At 65.3% G+C, this 21,690-nt stretch carries 17 protein-coding genes; 11 read left to right on the plus strand and 6 right to left on the minus strand.

The features are described from left to right. Positions 1 to 320 precede the first annotated feature (320 nt). Positions 321 to 1,211 (minus strand): LysR family transcriptional regulator, encoded by an 891-nt coding sequence (locus tag ACJA3S_RS08905; RefSeq protein WP_406821549.1) that lies wholly within the window; start codon positions 1,209 to 1,211, stop codon positions 321 to 323. 102 nt (positions 1,212 to 1,313) lie between these two features. On the opposite strand from ACJA3S_RS08905, the gene ACJA3S_RS08910 reads away from it, so the two are divergent. The 6 genes from ACJA3S_RS08910 to ACJA3S_RS08935 all read left to right on the plus strand — a co-directional run bounded on the left by ACJA3S_RS08910 (position 1,314) and on the right by ACJA3S_RS08935 (position 6,926). Further along, positions 1,314 to 2,393 carry a polyamine ABC transporter substrate-binding protein gene (locus ACJA3S_RS08910; RefSeq protein WP_406821550.1) on the plus strand — a complete coding sequence of 360 codons (1,080 nt, stop codon included), beginning with the start codon at positions 1,314 to 1,316 and terminating at the stop codon, positions 2,391 to 2,393. Positions 2,394 to 2,417: 24 nt separating this feature from the next. Then, on the plus strand, positions 2,418 to 3,380 hold the full coding sequence (gene speB / locus ACJA3S_RS08915) for an agmatinase (protein ID WP_406821551.1): 963 nt from the start codon (positions 2,418 to 2,420) through the stop codon (positions 3,378 to 3,380). A gap of 184 nt (positions 3,381 to 3,564) precedes the next feature. Then, positions 3,565 to 3,879, plus strand: coding sequence for a hypothetical protein (locus ACJA3S_RS08920; RefSeq protein ID WP_406821552.1), 315 nt, complete (start codon positions 3,565 to 3,567; stop codon positions 3,877 to 3,879). 24 nt (positions 3,880 to 3,903) lie between these two features. After that, positions 3,904 to 5,052, plus strand: a complete 1,149-nt coding sequence (locus ACJA3S_RS08925) for a PQQ-dependent sugar dehydrogenase (protein WP_406821553.1) — start codon at positions 3,904 to 3,906, stop codon at positions 5,050 to 5,052. A 171-nt stretch (positions 5,053 to 5,223) separates the two neighbouring features. Further along, entirely contained in the window at positions 5,224 to 6,330 is a 1,107-nt protein-coding gene (gene zapE / locus ACJA3S_RS08930; protein ID WP_406821554.1) for a cell division protein ZapE, read from the plus strand. Positions 6,331 to 6,344: 14 nt separating this feature from the next. Then, positions 6,345 to 6,926: a DinB family protein gene (locus ACJA3S_RS08935; protein WP_406821555.1), complete on the plus strand. Its 582-nt coding sequence runs from the start codon at positions 6,345 to 6,347 to the stop codon at positions 6,924 to 6,926. A 54-nt stretch (positions 6,927 to 6,980) separates the two neighbouring features. Here the strand turns inward: ACJA3S_RS08935 and ACJA3S_RS08940 are convergent, their stop codons facing one another. The 3 genes from ACJA3S_RS08940 to yegQ form a co-directional block, all read right to left on the minus strand. Continuing rightward, positions 6,981 to 7,979 (minus strand): alpha/beta fold hydrolase, encoded by a 999-nt coding sequence (locus tag ACJA3S_RS08940; RefSeq protein ID WP_406821556.1) that lies wholly within the window; start codon positions 7,977 to 7,979, stop codon positions 6,981 to 6,983. 143 nt (positions 7,980 to 8,122) lie between these two features. Continuing rightward, on the minus strand, positions 8,123 to 8,551 hold the full coding sequence (locus tag ACJA3S_RS08945) for a DUF411 domain-containing protein (RefSeq protein ID WP_406821557.1): 429 nt from the start codon (positions 8,549 to 8,551) through the stop codon (positions 8,123 to 8,125). A 106-nt stretch (positions 8,552 to 8,657) separates the two neighbouring features. Beyond that, positions 8,658 to 9,992, minus strand: a complete 1,335-nt coding sequence (gene yegQ / locus ACJA3S_RS08950; protein WP_170029149.1) for a tRNA 5-hydroxyuridine modification protein YegQ — start codon at positions 9,990 to 9,992, stop codon at positions 8,658 to 8,660. 133 nt (positions 9,993 to 10,125) lie between these two features. Here yegQ and ACJA3S_RS08955 point away from each other — a divergent pair, with 133 nt between their 5' ends. Beyond that, a complete protein-coding gene (locus ACJA3S_RS08955; protein WP_406821558.1) occupies positions 10,126 to 11,190 on the plus strand; it encodes an AI-2E family transporter in 1,065 nt (354 codons plus the stop codon). A 155-nt stretch (positions 11,191 to 11,345) separates the two neighbouring features. Here the strand turns inward: ACJA3S_RS08955 and phnX are convergent, their stop codons facing one another. Beyond that, a complete protein-coding gene (phnX, locus tag ACJA3S_RS08960; protein WP_406821559.1) occupies positions 11,346 to 12,173 on the minus strand; it encodes a phosphonoacetaldehyde hydrolase in 828 nt (275 codons plus the stop codon). A gap of 32 nt (positions 12,174 to 12,205) precedes the next feature. Then, a complete protein-coding gene (locus tag ACJA3S_RS08965; protein WP_406821560.1) occupies positions 12,206 to 13,312 on the minus strand; it encodes a 2-aminoethylphosphonate--pyruvate transaminase in 1,107 nt (368 codons plus the stop codon). Positions 13,313 to 13,424: 112 nt separating this feature from the next. On the opposite strand from ACJA3S_RS08965, the gene ACJA3S_RS08970 reads away from it, so the two are divergent. The 4 genes from ACJA3S_RS08970 to ACJA3S_RS08985 all read left to right on the plus strand — a co-directional run bounded on the left by ACJA3S_RS08970 (position 13,425) and on the right by ACJA3S_RS08985 (position 21,683). After that, complete coding sequence (locus tag ACJA3S_RS08970) at positions 13,425 to 14,288, plus strand: LysR substrate-binding domain-containing protein (protein ID WP_170029153.1); 864 nt, start codon at positions 13,425 to 13,427, stop codon at positions 14,286 to 14,288. Positions 14,289 to 14,345: 57 nt separating this feature from the next. Further along, positions 14,346 to 15,368, plus strand: a complete 1,023-nt coding sequence (locus ACJA3S_RS08975) for an AraC family transcriptional regulator (RefSeq protein WP_406821561.1) — start codon at positions 14,346 to 14,348, stop codon at positions 15,366 to 15,368. 115 nt (positions 15,369 to 15,483) lie between these two features. Then, the gene (locus ACJA3S_RS08980) at positions 15,484 to 19,914 is read left to right on the plus strand and encodes an NEL-type E3 ubiquitin ligase domain-containing protein (RefSeq protein WP_406821562.1); all 4,431 of its coding nucleotides are present in this window, start codon (positions 15,484 to 15,486) and stop codon (positions 19,912 to 19,914) included. Between the two features lie 122 nt (positions 19,915 to 20,036). Then, on the plus strand, positions 20,037 to 21,683 hold the full coding sequence (locus tag ACJA3S_RS08985) for an AMP-binding protein (protein WP_406821563.1): 1,647 nt from the start codon (positions 20,037 to 20,039) through the stop codon (positions 21,681 to 21,683). The last annotated feature ends 7 nt before the right edge of the window (positions 21,684 to 21,690 follow it).

The following is a 21,690-nucleotide window of genomic DNA, read 5'->3' on the forward strand; positions in this document are numbered from 1 at the left end:
CTTTCGCGACACAAGGCCGCTCCTACAAGTACAACGTCAACCCGAAGCCGGCGCGGGTCACCCTTGTAGGAGCGGATTCATCCGCGATGCAGGCGATGCGGTAGATGGCACCGGCTGCGCCGGTGATCGCGGCCGAAGCCGCGCCTACAGGAACCGCGTCAACCTGAAGCCGGCGCGGTTCACACCCGTAGGAGCGGATTTATCCGCGATGCAGGCCATGCGGTAGATGGCATCGGCTGCGCCGGTGATCGCGGCCGAAGCCGCTCCAACAGATTCCGCGCCAGGGCCGTACCTGTGGGCAAGCCCGCGATGCGGCCGGTTCAGGCAAACGCCGACAGCAAATCCTGCGCAAATGCCTGCTGTGCCTCGCCAACCCCCTGCGCCCGATGCCGGGCCAGGGTAAACGGCACGACGAAATCCAGCCCTGGATCCAACGCCCATAACAGCCCCTCGGCCTCCCAGGTCTGCGCGTAATGACGAGGCAGGTAACCGATGTGCCGCCCCGACAGGACCAACGTCAGCACGCTCTCGATCTGTTCCGCAACCGCCATGCTGCGCCGGCTCTGGAACGGCTCGCCGCCCTTGAGAAACCGGTACGGATGGCGCACCTGGTCCATTTCCAGCAAGCGCTCGTGCGTCACCCCCGTTACGCCGAACAGCACATGCCCGGCGCCGCAATACAGCCGCTGCCGCTCCTCGAACAGCGGCTGGTAATCGAACGCTGCCTGGTTGCCGGAGAAATAGCTGATGGCGTAGTCCAGCCGCTGCTCCAGCAACAGCCGCTCCAGCTCCGCCGGTGGCGCACTGATCAGCTCCAGCTGCACCGCCTCGGCACGCCGGCGAAACGCCGCGATGGCCGCTGCCAGGCGCAGGTTCACCGCCTTGTCCTGGTTCTCTGCCATGCCGACCCGAACCGTCCCCAACAGCCGTCCGGCAACGCCGTTGGCCTGCTGGCGGAAGCGCTCGATGTCCAGCAGCAGGTCACGCGTGGCGTCCAGCAGTAACGCGCCTTTTTCGGTCAGGGCAAAACCGCCCTTACCCCGGCTGCACAGGCGGTAGCCCAAGCGCGTTTCCAGCTGCGCCATGCGCTGGCTGATGGTGGGCTGGCTCAGGCCCAGCACGCCCTGGGCGGCACTGAAGCCACCGGCCTCGGCTACAGTGACGAACAGCCGCAGCAGGTGCAGGTCGAGGTCGTGCAGTTGTCCGAGCATTACATTGCTCCTGATGAATGTCAGCTTTGCAAACTTGCCATTCCTGCAATGTAACCCGGCTGGCATGCTCGCGGCATCCACCCACTTGCCGAGGTGTCCGCCATGCATCGCTCGTTATGCCTGCTGTCTCTGCTCCTGGCCTTGCCACTGCAGGCCGAGGAAAAGGTTGTCAATCTGTACAGCTGGGCCGACTACGTCGCCCCGCAAACCCTGCAGCGCTTCGAGCAGGAAACCGGCTACAAGGTGCGCTACGACACCTTCGACACCACCGAGGTGCTGGAAACCAAGCTGCTGACCGGTGGCAGTGGCTACGACGTGGTGGTGCCGTCTTCCAGCGTACTGGCCCGGGCGCTGAAGGCCAATGCCCTGCAGCCGCTCGATGCCCAGGGCATGCCCGGCTATGCCAACCTCGACCCGGACCTGCTGGCCAAGCTCGCCGAAGCCGACCCCGGCAACCGCCATGCCGTGCCCTACACCTGGGGCACCCTGGGCCTGGGGGTGAATGTCGAAGCGGTACGCCAGCGCCTGGGCGATGTGCCGCTGGACAGCCTCGACCTGTTGTTCAAGCCCGAGTACGCCAGGCGCCTCAAGGACTGTGGCATCGCCATGCCCGACTCGCCGCAGGAAGTGATCGGCGTCGCGCTGAACTACCTGGGCAAGGACCCGTACAGCCAGAACCAGGCCGACCTGGCTGCGGCGCATCAGCTGTTGAGCCAGTTACAGCCTTCGATCAGCTACGTCGCCAATGGCCGGCAGATCAGCGACCTGGCCAACGGCAGCGTGTGCCTGGCATTGACCTACAACGGCGATGCAGCGATGGCCGCCGACCAGGCGCGCCGCGCCGGCAAGCCGTTCGAGCTGGTCTACCGCATCCCCCGCGAGGGCACGCTGGTATGGCAGGACAACCTGGTCATCCCCAGGGACGCCCCGCACCCCGAAGCGGCGCGGGCGTTCATCGCATTCATGCTCAAGCCCGAGTCGGTCGCTGCGCTGACCAATACGCTGTTCTTCGCCAACGCCAACCAGGCAGCCACGCCGCTGGTGGACGAAGCGGTGCGCAATGACCCGGACATCTATCCGCCACAGGCGGTACGCCAGCGGCTATATGCCGACCGCAGCATGGCCCTGGCCGACCTGCGCCAGCGCAACCGCCTGTGGACCGCCTTCCGCAGCCGCCAGTAACCGAAGATGAACAGGAGCCCGACCGTGGAGCACGCTGCAAACAATGACCAAGCCATGACCCGCGACAGCCTGTATGGCACCGCCGCGGAAAGTACCTACGCCGGTATCACCAGTTTTTCCCGCCGCCGTTACAGCCGCGACCTGCGAGGCGTCGATGTGGTCGTCAGCGGGGTGCCATTCGATACGGCTACCAGCAACCGCCCCGGCGCGCGCTTTGGCCCGCGGGCGATCCGCGCCGCCTCGGTGCAGCAGGCCTGGGCCCGGCATTGGCCGTGGGCGTTCGACCCGTTCGACCACCTGGCGGTGATCGATTACGGCGATTGCGCCTTCGACAGCGGCACGCCGCAATCGGTACCGGACAGCATCGAGGCGCATGCGGCGCATATTCTGGAGGCGGGCTGCGCCATGCTCACCCTGGGCGGCGACCATTTCATCAGCTACCCGTTGCTCAAGGCCCACGCGCGGCGCCACGGCCCGCTGGCGCTGATCCACTTCGATGCGCACAGCGACACCTGGCCGGACGAGGAGGGCCAGCGCATCGACCATGGCACCATGTTCTGGCACGCCGCCCGCGAAGGCCTGGTGGACCCGGCCTGTTCGGTGCAGATCGGCCTGCGCACCACCAATGACGACAACCAGGGCTTTGCCATCCTCGATGCCCGCCAGGTGCACCGCCAGGGCAGCGAGGCGGTGATTGCGGCGATCCGCCAGCGGGTGGGTGAGCGACCGGTGTACCTGACCTTCGACATCGACTGCCTCGACCCGGCCTACGCGCCCGGTACCGGCACGCCGGTGTGTGGCGGGCTGAGCACGCTGCAGGCGCTGGAGATCCTCGGTGGCTTGCGCGGTATCAACCTGGTCGGCATGGACCTGGTGGAGGTGGCACCGGCCTATGACCACGCCGACATCACCGCGCTGGCGGGGGCCACCTTGGCGATGGAGATGCTGTGCCTGTATGCCGCACGGCACAAGGTGCAGGCCCCGTAATCAGCGCCGAGGCTCACTTCTGTAGGAGCGGCCTTGTGTCGCGAAGGGCTGCGCAGCAGCCCCCGAAGCCCATACTGAAACATCAGGAATCATCTCCACCCGCATTCACACTTTTGCCGCGAACCCTTCGCGCCGTAGGCTATCAAAGCCACCAGGCGCGGCTTTTTCGTACAGGAGGTGAAGCATGACCCCAACCTTGCCCATCCTGGCACTCGGCCTGGCGCTGTGCCTGCCCGCGCACGCCGCAGCTCAGCCACCCGTGCAAATCGCCGCCAACAACAACCCCTACAACAGCCCGATCCAGCGCGCCAACCCCAACAGCCGCCAGGGCAGCATGCCGGCCACGCCGCCGCTGCGTGGCCCGTCCACCGAGCCTTACCAGCGCCCACCCACGCTGGATAATCGTGGCATTGGCAACGGCGACAATCTGCGTCGCCAGCAACAGACCCCGAACCTGGAACCCACCCGGCCGCCCCGCGACAACCCGCGCGCGCCGTGAGCCAAGTACGCAAAGGAATCCTGCATGCGTCACGCAACCTGGCTTGTCACCGTGACTGCCGCCGCCCTGCTGCCCTTGTTGGCGCAGGCGGCGGCCGAACAGCAATTCCCCAGTGAAGAAGGCAGCCTGACCGTCAATACCGTAGCCGATGGCCTGCGCCACCCATGGGCCCTGGCGTTCCTGCCGGGCGGCAAGGACATGCTGGTCACCGAGCGTGCCGGCAACCTGCGGCTGGTCAACGCCGAAGGCAAGGTCGGCGCACCGATCAGCGGCGTGCCCAAGGTCTGGGCCGAGGGCCAGGGCGGCCTGCTGGATGTGGTGCTGTCCCCGGATTTCGCCAAGGACCGCACCATCTACCTGTCCTATGCCGAGGAGGGCAGTGATGGCAAGGCCGGTACCGCAGTGGGCCGTGGCCAGTTGTCCAGCGACCGTGCCCGGCTGGAAAATTTCACCGTGATCTTCCGCCAGCAGCCCAAGCTGTCGGTCGGCAACCACTTTGGCTCGCGGCTGGTGTTCGACCGCGACGGCTACCTGTTCATCACCCTCGGCGAGAACAACCAGCGCCCGACCGCCCAGGACCTGGACAAGCTGCAAGGCAAGATCGTGCGCATCCTGGCAGACGGTGAGGTACCTAGGGACAACCCCTTCGTTGGCCGGGACAATGTGCGGCCGGAGATCTGGTCATACGGCCATCGCAACCCGCAGGGCGCTGCGCTCAACCCCTGGACTGGCGAGCTCTGGACCCACGAGCACGGCCCGCGTGGCGGCGACGAGATCAACATCCCCAAGCCTGGCAAGAACTACGGTTGGCCACTGGCGACCCATGGCATCAACTACTCGTTGCTGCCTATTCCCGAGGCCGAGGGCAAGCACGTGAGCGGGATGGTCGACCCACAGCATGTCTGGGAGCAGTCGCCGGGGGTCAGCGGCATGGCGTTCTATGACAGCCCGACGTTCAAGGCGTGGGACCACAACCTGTTCATTGGCGCGCTGGCCACCCAGGAGCTGATCCGTCTGCAGCTGGATGGCGACAAGGTAGTGCATGAAGAGCGGCTGCTGGGTGAGCTGAAGGCGCGTATCCGCGATGTACGGCTGGGGCCGGACGGCTACCTGTATGTACTGACCGATGACAAGGATGGTGCGCTGCTCAAGGTAGGCTTGGGCGACGCTTGATCACCACTGCTGTACGCGGCCCTGTGGGAGCAGGCGCCGCGGTGGATGGCACGGGCTTCGCCCGTGTTCGCGGGCACGCCCGCTCCCACAGCGATCGCGGCAGCCTTTTGAATTCAGATAAGACCGTTGTTTCCACAAGGTCCGCGGTATGTCAGCCGTGTAGAATGCCGCATGGCTATCGATCCCCACTCCCTCTACCAGCAAGCCCTGGCCACCCAGGGCTATGTTGCCGACCCCGCCCAGGCTTGCGCCGTCGAGGCCTTGCAAGCCTGCTTCCAGGCCGTCGAACAAGGCCACCCCACCCAGGGCATCTACCTCTGGGGCCCGGTCGGCCGTGGCAAGACCTGGCTGATGGACCAGTTCCACCGGTGCCTGCAGGTGCCCAGTCGGCGCCAGCACTTCCACCATTTCATGGCCTGGGTCCACCAGCGCCTGTTCCAGCTAAACGGCACCGCCGACCCGCTGCTGGCGCTGGCCCGGGAGCTGGCCGGGCAGATCCGCGTGCTGTGCTTCGACGAGCTGTTCGTCAACGACATCGGTGACGCAATCATCCTCGGTCGCCTGTTCCAGGTGCTGTTCGAACACGGCGTGGTCATCGTCGCCACTTCCAACCAGCCACCCGAACAGCTGTATCGCGACGGCTTCAACCGTGAGCGTTTCCTGCCCGCCATCGCCGCCATCCAGCGGCACATGCAGGTACTGCCGGTAGCCGGCGAGCAGGACCATCGCCTGCACCCCGGTGCCGCCCGCCAGCGTTACTGGGTGGCGCAGGCGGGGCAGGCCAGCCCGTTGGCTGAAGTGTTCCGCCAACTCAGCCCGAGCGACAGCGGTCACGACCAGCCGTTGGCCCTCGGTACCAGGCAGGTGCAGGTGGTGCGGCGCAGCGAGCAGGCTATCTGGTGCCGCTTCAGCGACTTGTGCGAACAACCGCTGGCGGCCACGGAGTTCATGGCCCTGTGCGACCGTTTCCCGGCCATCCTGGTATCGGCCATTCCGGCGCTGGGCGGCGAGCAGCGGGCCGGGCGCATCGCCCGTGGCACCGAGGACGGCGCGCAGCGGGTGGTGGCGGGTGAGCGTGAATTGCCAGCGCTGTCACCCAAGGATGATGCGGTGCGCCGCTTCATTGCCCTGGTCGACGAATGCTACGACCGCCGGGTGGCGTTGTACCTGGAAGCGCAGGTGCCGCTCGATGCCCTCTACACTCAAGGGTATCTGGCGTTCCCGTACCAACGGACCCTGAGCCGGCTACGGGAGATGCAACTGCAACGCTTCGCCTGAAAAGGAGGGTAGCCATGGAGCCGTTGTCGCATTATCTGTTGACCCAGGCCTACAACAATGGCTGGGCCAACCACCGCCTGTACAAGGCTTGCCTGCAACTGACCCAGGACGAATTCGTCGCCCCGCGCTGCAGCTTTTTCCCGTCGATCAAGGCCACCCTCAACCACTTGCTGACGGTGGACTGGTTCTACCTGCACATGCTCGAGTGCGAGCAACGTGGGGAGGTGCCCGACGCCGATGGCGAGCGCTTCTTCGAGCCGGAACAGCCGTTCGCCACCTGTACCGACCTGCAGGCCGAGCAGGCCCAGGCCGATCACCGGCTGATCACCTATTGTCGTGGCTTGCGAGATGACGAATTGGGGCGCTATGTGAACATCGTGCGGCCCGACCGGGTGCAGCGCGAGCAACGCTTGCGCCTGCTGGCACACCTGTTCGAGCACCAGGTGCATCACCGCGGGCAGGTGCATGCGATGCTCAGCGACACGGCAATCCGGCCGCCGCAGCTGGACGAGTTTTTCTGCGAGGAAGAGGCTGGCTTGCGGGCAAGTGATTTTGCCGAACTGGGCTGGACCGAGGCGCAAATCTGGAAAGGTTAGGGGGCCGCTTTGCGGCCCTTCGCGGGCTGGCAGAGCGGCCCCTCGACTACCGGCTCATTGGTCCAGCCACTCGACCAGCGTCCGGTTGAACCGCACCGGCTCTTCGATCTGCGGCGCATGGCCCATGCCTTCGAAGGTGATCAGCTCGCCCCTGGGCATCAGCTTGGCCACCTGCGGCCCCAGCACGGCGTACTTGCCCAGCTTGGCTTTCACCTCCGGCGGCGCGATATCGCTGCCGATGGCCGTGCTGTCCTGGTCGCCGATCAGCAGCAGGGTCGGCATCTGCAGGTCCTTGAACTCGTAATACACCGGCTGGGTGAAGATCATGTCGTAGATCAGCGCCGAATTCCATGCCACCGCTTCATGCCCCGGCCCTTTGTTCAGGCCGACCAGCATCTGTACCCAGCGCTCGTACTCCGGCTTCCAGCGCCCGGCGTAGTAGGTTTTGCGCTCATACTCGCGTACACCGTCGGCGTCCAGCTTGAGCTCACGGGCATACCACTGGTCAACCGTGCGGTAGGGCACGCCCAACGCTTTCCAGTCTTCCAGGCCGATAGGGTTGACCAGCGCCAGGCGTTGCACCTGTTGCGGGTACATCAGCGCATAGCGGGTGGCGAGCATGCCGCCGGTGGAATGGCCAAGCACTATGGCCTGCTTCACGCCCAACTGTTCGAGCAGGGCATGGGTGTTGCTCGCCAGTTGCTGGAAGCTGTACTGGTAATGCGCCGGCTTGCTGGCGCTGCAGAAGCCGACCTGGTCGGGGGCGATAACCCGGTAGCCGGCCTTGCTCAGGGCGTCGATGGTGGTCTCCCAGGTGGCGGCGCAGAAGTTCTTGCCGTGCATCAGCACCACGCTACGGCCGTTGGCTTGGCCTTGGGCAGGCACGTCCATGTATCCCATCTGCAGGGCCTGGCCCTGGGACTGGAAATCGAAATGCCTGAGTGGGTAGGGGTAGCTGAAGCCTTCGAGCTGGGGGCCGTAGGTGGGCGACTCGGCGGCGATGGCCGGGCTGCCGGCAAGGCAGGCCAGGGCCAGGGCGGTTGCGCGCAGCATGGGGGCACTCCGTGTAGGGCCAGGTAGGAAGAGGCGACTGTAACAGTCGATGGACCACACGGAGCGCGAAAGGTGTTACCAGGCATGAAACCTGTCAGGCTGGTTTTCGCCGGCTGTATCAGTGCCGGCGCGGGTGGCCGGCATCAGTAGTTGGCGACCACGCTGTCCTGGCCATCCTGGGTCACGCCGATGACCTGGTAGGCATCCTTGTGGTCACCCATTTCCATGCCCGGCGAGCCCATCGGCATGCCTGGCACGGCCAGGCCCTTGAGGTCGTTGCGCTTGGCCAGCAGGCGTACCTGTTCGGCTGGCACGTGGCCTTCGACGAACTTGCCGTCGATCACCCCGGTGTGGCAGGACGCCAGGCGTGGCGCCACGCCCAGGCGTTGCTTGACCGCGCTCATGTTCGGCTCGACGTGGTCGTTGACGGTGAAGCCGTTGTCGCGCAGGTGGCTGATCCAGGCTTTGCAGCAGCCGCAATTGGGGTCGCGGTACACGTCGATGGTCTCGGCGGCCTGGGCCAGGCCGGTGACGGCCAGCAGGCCCAGGGTCAGCAGGTGTTTGCGCAGCATGGGGAAACACTCCTTCCAGCGGTAGGTCAGACGCCAAGTGTAAGCGGCTTGCGGGATGTTCGCCCCTGGCAGCTGTCAGGCAGCTGAGCCGCACATTACAGAATTGTCAGCTGGCCACTTCGTCACTGCCGAGGTCGCGCATCAGCAGGGCGTAGTCGAGGGCCACCTGCTCGGGGATCGGCAGGTACACTACATGGCCATCACCTGGCGCCACCTCGATCGGCTGCTGCTGGCGGTTGCACAAGCGGTGCAGGTCGAAGTGGTAGTTGCCGCGCGGCGTCATCAGCTCCAGGTGGTCGCCCACCGCGAAGCGGTTTTTCACCCGCACTTCGGCCAGGCCATCGACACGCGCCCCGGTCAGCTCACCGACGAACTGCTGGCGCTCGGATACCGAGTTGCCGCGCTGGTAGTTCTGGTATTCGTCGTGCACATGGCGGCGCAGGAAACCCTCGGTGTAGCCACGTTGTGCCAGTGATTCGAGGTTGTCCATCAGCGCGCGGTCGAATGGCCGCCCGGCCACCGCGTCGTCGATGGCCTGGCGGTATGCCTGCACGGCACGCGCGCAGTAGAAATGCGACTTGGTACGCCCCTCGATTTTCAGCGAATGCACGCCGATACCGGTCAGGCGGGCGACATGCTGGATGGCACGCAGGTCCTTGGCATTCATGATGTAGGTGCCGTGTTCGTCCTCGAACGCAGGCATTTCGCTGCCGGGGCGGTTGCTCTCCCGGAGCAGGAACAGCTGGTCGGTCGGTGCACCCAGGCCCAGGGTCGGTTGTACTTCGCGCACGATGTCGCCGGTCGCATTCTCGGTGGCGGGCGTGGCATCGTACTTCCAGCGGCAGGCGTTGGTGCAGGTGCCCTGGTTGGCATCGCGCTTGTTGAGGTAGCCGGACAGCAGGCAACGCCCGGAATAGGCCATGCACAGGGCCCCATGGACGAACACCTCCAGCTCCATGTCCGGCACTTGCTGGCGGATTTCCTCGATTTCTTCGAGCGACAGCTCGCGCGACAGGATTACCCGGCTCAGGCCCAGTTGCTGCCAGAACTGCACGCTGGCCCAGTTGACCGTGTTGGCCTGCACCGACAGGTGCACCGGCATCTGCGGGAAATGCTGGCGTACCAGCATGATCAGGCCCGGGTCGGACATGATCAGCGCATCCGGCGCCATCTCGATCACCGGCGCCAGGTCCTTGAGGAAGGTCTTGAGCTTGGCATTGTGCGGGGCGATGTTGACCACCACGTAGAAGCGCTTGCCCAGGGCATGCGCCTCCTGGATACCCAGCGCCAGGTTGGCATGGTCGAACTCGTTGTTGCGCACCCGCAAGCTGTAGCGCGGCTGGCCGGCGTAGACCGCGTCGGCGCCATAGGCAAAGGCGTAGCGCATGGTCTTGAGGGTGCCGGCGGGGGCCAGCAGTTCGGGCTTGGCGGTAGGGTTCATGTGCGCACCGGGGCAAAAGGCGCGGATGCTAGTGCTGGCAGACCCTGCGTGCATTGATCTGCATCAATGAAAGCGTGGCACTTTTACCCAGGCGGCGCGCACTAATATCCCAGAGGCCAGCTGAGGACATGCGATGAACGAAACCGCTTTACAGAACCGCGCCCTGGCAGTGCTCCTGGCGCTGGTGACCATTGCCTTCGTGTGGATCCTGCTGCCTTACTACGGCGCGATCTTCTGGGCGGTGATACTCGGCATCCTGTTTGCGCCCTTGCAGCGCCACCTGCTGATCCGCTTCGGGCGCCGGCGCAACCTGGCCGCGGCCACCACCTTGCTGGTATGCCTGCTGGTGGCGGTGTTGCCGGTGATCATCACCAGTGCATTGTTGGTGCAGGAGGGCGCCCTGTTGTACCAGCGCATCGAGAGTGGGCAATTGGACATCGCCGGCTATGTCGAGCGCGGCAAGGACATGCTGCCGACCTTCGCCCAGCGCGGCCTGGACAGCATGGGCATGGGTAACCTGGACGGGCTGCGCGACAAGATCAGCAAGTGGGCGACCCAGGGCAGCCAGGTGCTCGCCAGCCAGGCGTTCAACTTTGGCCAGGGCACGTTCGAGTTCGTGGTCAGTTTCGGCGTCATGATGTACCTGTTGTTCTTCTTCCTGCGCGAAGGCGCGGAGGTCGCTCGCCGGGTACGGCTGGCGGTACCGCTGCCCGAGCAGCAGAAGCGCCGCCTGCAGTTGAAGTTCAACCGCGTGGTGCGGGCGACGGTTAAAGGCAACGTACTGGTAGCCATCACCCAGGGGGCACTGGGTGGTTTCATCTTCTGGGTGCTGGATATCCCCAGTGCGCTGGTGTGGGCGGTGCTGATGGCGTTTCTGTCGCTGCTGCCGGCGGTGGGCGCGGGCATCGTCTGGGCGCCGGTGGCGGCCTATTTCCTGCTGAGCGGGGCGATCCTGCCGGGGGTGATCCTGACCGCGTTCGGGGTGCTGGTGATCGGCCTGGTGGACAACCTGCTGCGGCCAATCCTGGTGGGCAAGGATACGCGCATGCCGGATTACCTGATCCTGGTGTCGACCCTGGGCGGGCTGGCGGTGTTCGGCCTCAACGGCTTCGTCATCGGGCCGCTGATCGCGGCGTTGTTCGTGTCGAGCTGGGCGATCTTTGCCGCGACCAAGCCGCAGGTGCAGTTGCCGGAGTAGGGGTTTATCCCAGGCGTTTGCGCTGTACCGGCAGCAGCGGCCGCGTGTCACGATCGGCTGCGCAGCAGGCCCACGGCTCATGCACCGATGCACAAGGCGCCGTGGCGGCTGCGCAGCCTGATCGCGACACGCGGCCGCTGCTGCACGGGCAGCCTTCAGAAGGCCTGCGGCATCTCGCCCTTGGCCAGGCGCCGGTTGATGTCGGCGACCACTTCAGGCAGTTCATTGATCGTGTCGATCAGGTAATGCGGACGAGAACCGGCGAACAGCGCGTGGATGCGCTGGCGTTCGCTTTCCAGCTTCTCGGCGCTGAGTGCGCGGTAGCCCTCCCAGGTCAGCCCCAGGGCATTGCCCGAACACACCAGGGCCACGGTCCACATGCCGGCCCGGCGGCCTTCGAGAATACCCGGCACGGTGTCGTCGACCTTCACGCAGGCCGCCACATCGTCGATACCCAGCGCGATCACGTTGGCCAGGGCCTGGGCCGGCCAGGGGCGGCCGTTCGGGGTTTCGTCGGTGGCCACCACGTGGTCGGCGACGTAACCGTTCTGCGCCGCCAGCGCCACCACCTTGTCCATCACCACCTTCGGGTAGCCCGAGCACGAGCCGATCTTCAGCCCGTCGCGACGCAGCCCGGTGAGCGTATCCAGCGCGCCGGGGATCAGCGCCGAGTGCACGGCGATCTTCTCGATCTGCAGCGGCATGAAGCGGTTGTAGATGGCGGTGACATCATCGTCGGTCGGGGTGCGGCCGAACACCTGGCGGTAGCGCTCGGCGATTTCCGGCACATCGCACAGGGTGCGAATGTGATCCCACTTGCCCATGCCCATCGGGCCGCGGGCTTCTTCGATGGAAACCTGCACATCGAATTCGGCGAAGGCTTCGACAAAGATCTGGGTCGGGGCGAAGGAGCCGAAATCGACCACGGTACCGGCCCAGTCGAGAATGGCGGCCTGCAGCCGGGTAGGGTTGCTGTAGTTCATGTGCGCTGATTCCTGGATTGGGTGGGCAAGGGTCAAACGTGCAGTACTTCCATTTCCCGCAGCACTTCGGCCACGGCATTCACGGCGGCTTGCATGCCGTCCGCGCCGACCACGCCAATGCAGCCGACGCGGAAGGTTTCGACCTGGGTCAGCTTGCCTGGGTAAAGGATGAAGCCCTTGGCCTTGACCCGCTCGTAGAAGTCCTTGAACTGATAGCGGGCATCGTTCGGCGCATGGAAGGTGACGATGATCGGTGCCTGAATCTCGGCCGGCAGGAAGCTGCGCAGGCCGATCGCGGCCATGCCGGCGAGCAGGGTCTTGCAGTTGTCGGCGTAGCGCCGATGACGCGCTGGCAGGCCACCTTCCTCCTGGTACTGCTGCAGCGCTTCATGCAGCGCGGCCACCACATGGGTTGGCGGGGTGAAGCGCCATTGGCCGGTCCTGGCCATGTACGCATGTTGGTCGTGCAGGTCCATGGCCAGCGAGTGGGCATTGCCTTCGGCGGCGGCCAGGGCGGCTTTTTCGGCAAACACGAAGCCCATGCCGGGTACGCCTTCCAGGCATTTGCCGGAGGCGGCGATCAGCGCCTCGAAGGGGATTTCGCGGGCATCGATCGGCAGTGCGCCGAACGAGCTCATGGCGTCGATGATCAGGCGTTTGCCGTGGCCTTTGACCACCTCGGCGATCTCGCGCAGCGGGTTGAGGATACCGGTGCTGGTTTCGCAGTGAATCAGCGCGACATGGCTGATCGCGGGGTCGGCGGCCAGCCGGCGCTCGACATCGGCAGCGGTGGTCGGTTGGTCTTCTGCGGTTTCGAAGGTGCTGAAGGCGCGGCCGAGGACCTTGCAGATCTTCGCCAGGCGTTGGCCATAAGCGCCGTTGATCAATACCAGGACCTTGCCGTCACGTGGCACCAGGGTACCGATGGCGGCTTCCACGGCGAAGGTGCCGCTGCCCTGCAGGGGCACACAGTGATGGCTGGCGCTGCCATCGATGATCGCCAGCAGCTGCTCGCACACGCTGGCGGTCAGCTGGTTGAAGTCGCGGTCCCATGAACCCCAGTCCACCAGCATGGCTTGGCGGGTGCGCATCGATGTGGTCAGGGGGCCGGGAGTCAGCAGAATCGGGGCGTTGCTCATGCCGTTATTCCTCGCAAGCGGTGGGCTGAAACTGGTGTACCTAGGTTGCAATTCAGGCTTCTATCAATCAAATTGTTTGTTGTTATCCGAGCTATAAGTCAGGCCGATATACATGAACCTGTTCCAGTTGCGCGCTTTCGATGCGGTCGCCCGCGAGGGCAGTTTCACCCGTGCTGCGGCGCGCCTGTTCATCAGCCAGCCGGCGGTGACCGGGCACGTGAAAGCGCTGGAGGAGCACTACCAGATCACCTTGCTGCGGCGTACTGCGCGGCGGGTGGAATTGACCGAAGAGGGCACCCGCCTGGCGGCTATCACCCGCGCCATGTTCGGCCTGGCCGAAGAGGCGCAGGTCATGCTCGAGGCCAACCGCCAGCTGCTGACCGGGCGCCTGGAAGTGGCGGCCGACGGCCCGCACCGGGTCATGCCGATGTTGGCACTGTTGCGCGAGCGCTATCCGGGCATCACGGTCAACCTGCGTCTGGGCAACGCCCAGGAAACCCTCGCGGCACTGCTTGGCGAACACGCCGATGTGGCGGTGCTGACCGAGATCGAGCCGCGCAAGGGCCTGCATTTGCAGAACCTGTGCGAGTCGCGGCTGTGTGCCTTGCTGCCGGCCGGGCATGCCTGGGCCAGCGGCGAGGACGACCTGCCGCTGGCGGCGCTGCACCAGCAGATCATGGTGCTGCGCGAGCCGAACTCCACCACCCGTCGCACCTTCGACAAGGCGTGCAGCCAGGCCGCTGTGCAGCCGCGGGTATTGCTGGAGCTGGACAGCCGCGAGGCAGTGACCGAGGCCGTGGCCTGCGAATTGGGTATCGGCGTGGTGTCGTCGACCGAAGTGGCCAATGACCCACGGGTAGTGGCCCGGCCCCTGGCTGGTCGCGGGCTGGTCAACCAGCACCTGGTCGGTTGCCTGGAGCGCCGCCGTGAGCTGCGCCTGATCCAGGCCTTCCTGGGCCTGGCTGCGGGGCTGTGATGGCTGTTTTGAAAGGGGCGGCCTAAGATGGCCGGAATTGAGCGGACACCATCGTCGATGAGCGAAAAAGACACCATTTCCATGCAGCTGGTGCGCGAAGCGCTGCTGCAGACCTGCCCCGCTGGCGAGCCCGACAGCGGCCTGCTGGCCAGGGCCGGCATCGCCGTGGAGCAATTGCACCTGCCCGAAGCGCGGGTCAGCGCCGAAGCCTATGCCCGGCTCTGGCGCTTGCTGACGCGGCGTTGCAACGACGAATTCTTCGCCATGGACCCACGTGGCCTGCGCAGCGGCAGCCTGGCCTTCATGTGCCGGGCCAGCATGGCCCAGCCGACGCTGGGGGCCGGCCTGGAAACGGCGCTGGCGTTCCTCTCGCTGATGCTCGAAGACCTGCAACCCAGCCTGGTGCGCCAGCAGAGCCTGGCCGAGATCGTCATCAACGAACCGCGTGACGCGCCGCGCCGGGCCTTCACCTATTTCACCTTCTGGATGATCGTGCATGGCCTGGCCTGCTGGCTGGCCGGGCGGCGCATTCCGATCCTGGCCATCGACCTGCGTTGCAGCGAGCCGCCCTTTTGTGATGATTACCGGGTGATGTTCTCGGAAAACCTGCAGTTCCAGCGCCCGCGCACGCGCATGATCATTGCCGCTGACAGCCTGGAACTGCCGATCAGGCGCACGCCCGAAGAGCTGCAACGCTTTCTCGCCGAGGCCCCGGGCAACATTCTGGTCAAGTACCGCGACCCGGCCAGCTTCGCTCGGCGCCTGCGCCATGACTTGCTGCACCAGGCGCCCGGGCAGTGGCCGGATAGCGACAGCCTGGCCCGGCAACTGTGTCTGTCGCCGTCGACGCTGCGCCGGCGGCTTGCCGAAGAGGGGCAGACCTACCAGGGCCTCAAGGACAGCGTGCGGCGGGAACTGGCGATTGCCTGGCTGAGCGGGGAGGAGGCTGGGCTGGGCGAGATTGCCGAGCGTCTGGGTTTTGCAGACAACAGTTCGTTCTACAAGGCATTTCGCAAGTGGTTCGGCTGCAACCCCGGGCACTATCGCGCACTGATCCAGGCCCGCGCCCCGGGGCGCTGAGGCGCGTGCAGCGCTGCCAGGCGGTAGCCCAGGGAGGCTCGGCACACTTCCCTCTGCGTTGTGCCGCGGTACTTGGTCAGCATGAGCGGCTCTGCTCAACACTCAGGAGCCACTCATGCCCGCTGTTACCGCTAGTCACGATCAATTCATCGCAGCCAGGTTACCGGCCTGGCTCAAGCGCGCCTCACGTGGGCAGATCAATACCCTGCGTAACAGCCTGAACGCCCATCATGCGAGCCAGGCCCGCCTGCGCGGGCTGATGCACGATCTGCTGCCGCCGCCGCAGTTTGCGAAAAAGCACCTGGAGGCGCTGCTGGATGCGCCTTTGCCGGATGGGGTGGCCTTCGACCAGCTCGAATGGCTGCAGGTGGCACCGCGCTTCGGCACCCTCCCGGGCACGCTGCAACAGGTCTACGAATACAGCGAAAGCCGTGAAAACGGCTTGCAACGGCTGATGCGCAACTTCGCCACGGGTACCAGCTACTTCCAGGGCACGGGGTTGGTGATGCCAGGACGGGACCAGCCATTGAACGCATCGCTGGACGCGTTCATCGCTGCGTGCCGCAAACTGGATCTGGGACGCTGTTATCAGGATGAGCTGCGCCGGGTGTTCAGCCCGGCTACCCAGGCGATCCTGGCCGAGGACAAACGCTCGGGGCTGAAGCTTGCGATCGAAGTGGCCGCGTTACAGGGCGACATCAGCGCCGAGGTCCAGATTGCCCTGCGTGAGGTAGTCGACGACAGCCAGGTGCATCGCCCGCAAGGGCTCAAGGGTACCTCCAGGCTGCTGACGATACTGGGGCAACCCGTGGCTGACGGCCTGCGGATCGAGTTACGCGACAATACCGGCGTGGACCGGGGGACCGTGCTCTACCTGCCCAGCGACCCCCAGCAGGCCTTGCGCCACTTCGAAACGGCGGCGGCCATGGACAACGCCATCGCGCAGCAGCTGCAGAACACGGCCTACCGACAGTACTTCATTCAGCTGATAAGCCTTGAGCAGCGTGCAAGTTTCGTCACCCTGCTCGGCCAGCGCCTCAGTGACGAGCAGCCTGACCTGCAGCTTGCCAGCGTGCCACAGGAGGGCAGCATCTTCACCCAACTGGCGGCCCTGCAGGTGCAGCGGGTCAAGGACGATGCGCGGCTGTTGCTGGTATCGAGCGCCGATGCCGACAGCCTCGCTGTAGCGGCCAGGCACGCCGAGTGGAAAACCGTAGGGCTGGAGCTTGCCAACCTGGCCGGCTTTTTCATTCCGGTGGTAGGCGCCTTGCTGATGGGGCAATTGGTTGTCCAGGTCTGCTCGGGAGTGTTCGAAGGGGTGAGGGATTGGGCCAGGGGGCATCAGCACGAAGCGCTGAATCATCTACTCTGGGTCGCCGAGACGCTGGCGGCCACAGCGGCTACCGTGGCGGGCGCCGGCTTCCTGCGCAGCACTTTCGTCGACGAACTGGAACCGGTCAGCCTGGGGAGCGGGGAGGGCCGTTTGTGGCGCTATGACCCTGCCCAGTACCAGTCCATGCCAGACACCATCGATTTGCATGAGGACGGGCGCTTTGCTGCGGCCGAACGCCGCTGGGTGCGTATCGATGGGCATTATCTCGAAGTGCACAAGCCTGTTGCCGATGGGCCCTACCGGTTGCGCCATGCATCGGTGGATGGTGGTTACGGCCCGGTGGTGGTGCACAACGGCGAGCGCAGCTGGCGTTTGCTGCAAGAGCAGCCGCTGACCTGGCAGGCGCCCGGGTGCATGCTCGATGTGCTGTGGCCGCAGCATCTACTCATTGAGCCCGAGCAGGCAGAGCAGGTGTTGCAGGTGGCAGGTATCGACGTGGATGAGCTGCGCGGTGTGCTGGTGGAGAACCGCCCCGCTCCGGTGAGCCTTGGGCAAACCCTGCGGGCGTTCCAGGCGCAGGCGCGCATCGAAACGTTCTTTACCCGCATGCGCCTGAACACCCTGATGCCGCCCGACAGTGAGTTGCTGGCCTGGAGTGAGGGCCGTCCGCAAGTCGGCAAAGGGCTGGCGCAGGTACTGGCGCATGAGGCTGAGCTACGCCCGCAGCTGTTTGCCCACCTCACCGAGCAACCGTTTGCCGAAGACCCACTGACGCTGTTGATCAGGCGTGACTTTCCAGGCCTGCCTTCGGCCTATGTGCAGGAAGTGGTTGCCCAGGCCAGCAAACTCGAACGTGACATGGCGCGGCTCGAACAACGCTTGCCGTTGCCCTGTGCAGAGCAGGCGCGTGCACTGTTGCGTATGGCGCGGCTGAACCGGGCGTTGGCGGGCTTGTACCTGAGTAGCGGCTACAGCGACGAAACGGGGGAGCTTGCGCTGGCGTTGCTCGATAGCCTTGAACTCGACGACCTCGCTATCGATCTGCGTGAGGACCAGGTGGATGGACGTTCGATCAAGCTCCTTGGTAGCGGTGGGCAAGGTCAGGCCGACCGGATACTGGTGCGCAGCCATGGCCGGTTCCAGCTTTACAATGGCCTGGGTGAGGAACAAGCCGTTAGCTTGGCCGACCCCGGCTGCATCTTCGAGGCCATCTTCGCTGCGCTGACGCCCGCGCAGCGGCCAGGCATCGACTCGGCGGAGCAGTTGCGCGAGCGGCTGCTGGCACAGTTGCCCGCTTCGCATTGGGGCGTGACCCGCATGCTTGGCTGGCCCGAGCAGCGCAGCTGGTTCAACCCGGGCCGTCGGCTGCAAGATGGACGTGTGGGGTACCCTCTCAGCGATCACCCTGCCGCCAACCCCAGGGACGAACAGGCGATCATCCGCGACCGCCTGCGCGCGCTTTATCCAGGCCTGGACGAACCCGCGCTGGATGAAGAACTGGCGCGCCTGCAGCAGGGCGAGCGGCCGATATTCGAACGGCTGGTGGACCTGCAGGACGACCACGACCAGCTGGTCCAGCACCTCAATCGTTGGGTTGCCAGCGAGTTGCAGGAAACTCGCCAGGCCGCGCGCAGGTTGACCGCCGACAGCATCATTCGGGCATGGCGATTACAAGGTGCGGTGGTCGCGGCTGACGACGGCCGGGCGGCGGGGCAGTGCCTGTCATTGGCGGGCTCGCAATTGCGCACGTTGCCATCGTTGCCGCCGCAGATCGAGTTTCATCGCGTTACGGTGCTGCGCCTGCACGATACGCTGGTCAACGATATCCCTGCCGATTTTCTGCGCCCGTTCACTGCCGTGACGGAGCTGAACCTGAGCAGTAACCAGTTGCTGCGCCTGCCTTCGGGCATCGCGTATCTACCGGACGTCCAGGTGTTGCGCCTGGCACACAACCAGATCCGCCTCGATGCCCAGGCAGTCGAGATCCTCCATGGCCTGCCCAATCTGGTCCATCTCGACCTTAGCTACAACCGCTTGGAAACGCTGGGCCTGAGGCTTCAGCACCTTTCCCGGTTGAGCCACCTGAACCTGCGCCATTGTCGGCTTGGCACTTGGCCACAGTCCCTGGAGCTGTGTGATTTGCTCGAGCGTGCCGACCTGCGTGACAACCAGCTGCACACAATCCCGGACGAGATCCAGCAAATGCCCTACGCATTCCGCCGCGTCATCCTGCTAGATCGCAATCCGCTGTCGGGCATGGCCTTGCAGCGGTTTCATGCCCTTGACGTCATCAACGAGCACGGGCACTTGCCCGAGACGTCATGGCCCGTCGATCTGCCGCGGGCGCTTACGCTGCTGCTTGCCGATGCAGACGCAGCCGAGCAGCTGCGCCGGCAGGCGCTGTGGCAGCGTATGCTGCAGCAGCCAGCCAGTAACCGCTTGTTCAGGCTGTTGGCCCGCCTGGAAGGCACCGCAGATTACCGTCAGGCGGGGGCGCCACGCGCAGAGCTGGTCGAGGGCGTGTGGAACCTGCTAGGTGCGCTGGACGCTGATCCGGTGCTCTGCACACGGGTTTTCGAGGCTGCCGACTTGCCACTGTCCTGCTCCGATGCGGTCGCCAGCCTGTTCAGTGCACTGCGACTGGACGTCACCCAGGAGCAGGCGGCCACCCAGGCGTTCGACCCGCAGAACAGAAGTAGTTTGCTGGCGCTGGGCCGACAGCTGTTCCGCCTGGAACAGTTGGAGGGCATTGCTTATCAGGATTGTCGACAACGCCTCGCTGCCGGCCAGCATGTCGACGAGTTGGCCCTGCAACTGGCCTACCGTGTACGCCTGCGCGCTCGCCTGGAGTTGCCCTGCCAGCCGCACGCCATGAATTACCCTGAAGCGGCGGAGCTGGCAGATTTTCAGGTCGAGGATGCATTCCAGCGGGTGAGCCACGCGCAAACGACCAGCGCCCTGGCCGATAGCCTGAGCCCACGCGAATTCTGGCGCCGATACCTGCGCCAGCAACATGTACGGATGTTCGAGGCCATCACGGCTGACTACAACCTGCGCTCGATCCAGCTTCAAGCCCAGAGGCCCGCCTTGTCCCAGGCCGAATACCAGGCACAGCTAGGTCAGCTGCGCGAACAGGAGACCGCGGACATCGAGCGCCTGATCAGCGGGCTGACCCAGTCCTATCTGCGCGCTGCCGAGCGTGGCGAGGGTTGAACCCGAGGCGGCCAAACCGGTCATCCAGATTGACAGCTTTGGCCATTGTCGCCGTGCCTGAGCGGCGCGAACATCGTCGGACCGATGGTTAACTCCAAAAACAACAAACCAGGAGTCCGACGATGCGTGATTACGCCGAGGCCGTTCGTGCGTTCGACCATGCCCAGGCTGCTGCGGCGGCGCTGCAGGGTGACCTCACGGCCCTCAATGCCTGTGTCGAATGCTGCGACCGCCATGTCGGGGCCGGCAAGCTGGCACTGACCTGGATGGACCGCGACGGCAACATTGCGCGGTACAGTTTCGACCAGCTCAGCGACCAGGCCGCCCGTTTCGCTACAGTGCTCAAGGCCCAAGGGGTGCAAGCGGGAGACCGCGTCGCCGGCTTGATGCCACGTACGCCCGAACTGTTGATCACGATTCTTGCCACCTGGCGCCTGGGGGCTGTGTACCAGCCGCTGTTCACCGCCTTCGGCCCCAAGGCCATCGAGCACCGCCTGGAACAATCCCACGCCCGTGTCGTGGTTACCGACGGCAACAACCGCGCCAAGCTGGACGATGTGCACGGCTGCCCGACCATCATCACGGTCAACGCCCGCAGCGGCGAGCTGGATTTCCAGCAGAGCCTGGCCAGCACGACGGAGCGCTGCGAACCGCTGATGCGTTCGGGCAATGACCCGTTCCTGCTGATGTTCACCTCCGGAACCACCGGCCCGGCCAAGCCGCTGGAGGTGCCGCTGCGCGCGATCGTCGCGTTCCAGGGTTACATGCGCGATGCCATCGACCTGCGCCCGCAAGACAACTTCTGGAACCTGGCCGACCCGGGCTGGGCCTATGGCCTGTACTACGCCGTTACCGGGCCGCTGTCGCTGGGCCACGCCACCACCTTCTACGATGGCCCGTTCAGCGTCGACAGCTGCGCCCGGATAATCGATACGCTGGGCATCACCAACCTGGCCGGCTCGCCCACCGCTTACCGCCTGCTGATAGCCGCCGGCGACACATTCGCCAAGCCGGTCAAGGGCCGGCTGCGGGTGGTCAGCAGCGCCGGCGAACCGCTCAACCCGGAAGTGATCCGCTGGTTTGCCGACGAGCTCGGTGTGACCATCCACGACCACTATGGCCAGACCGAACTGGGCATGGTGCTGTGCAACCACCATGGCCTGCAGCACCCAGTGCACCTGGGCTCGGCCGGCTTCGCCATACCTGGCCACCGCATCGTGGTGCTGGACGAGCAGGGCAACGAACTGCCCGCCGGCCAGCCGGGCATCCTCGCCGTCGACCGCGAACAGTCGCCGCTGTGCTGGTTCGCCGGCTACCACGGCCTGCCAACCAAGGCCTTCGTCGGCAAGTACTACCTCAGCGGCGATACCGTCGAGCTGAACCCGGATGGCAGCATCAGCTTCGTCGGCCGCAGCGACGACGTGATCACCACCTCGGGCTACCGGGTTGGCCCGTTCGATGTGGAAAGCGCGCTGATCGAACACCCGGCGGTGGTCGAGGCCGCCGTAATCGGTAAACCGGACCCCGAGCGTACCGAGCTGATCAAGGCCTTCGTGGTCCTGGCCAGCGGCCACGTCGCCAGCGCCGAGCTGGAAGAAACCCTGCGCCAGCACGTGCGCCAGCGCCTGTATGCACATGCCTACCCCAGGGAAATCGAATTCGTCAGCGAGCTGCCCAAGACCCCGAGCGGCAAGCTGCAACGCTTCATCCTGCGTAACCAGGAAGTCGCCAAACAACAAGAGCAACAGGCCACCCCTGCCAGCGCCTGAAAGGAAA

The sequence above is a fragment of the Pseudomonas sp. KnCO4 genome, from assembly GCF_045344305.1.
Lineage (GTDB): Bacteria > Pseudomonadota > Gammaproteobacteria > Pseudomonadales > Pseudomonadaceae > Aquipseudomonas > Aquipseudomonas anuradhapurensis.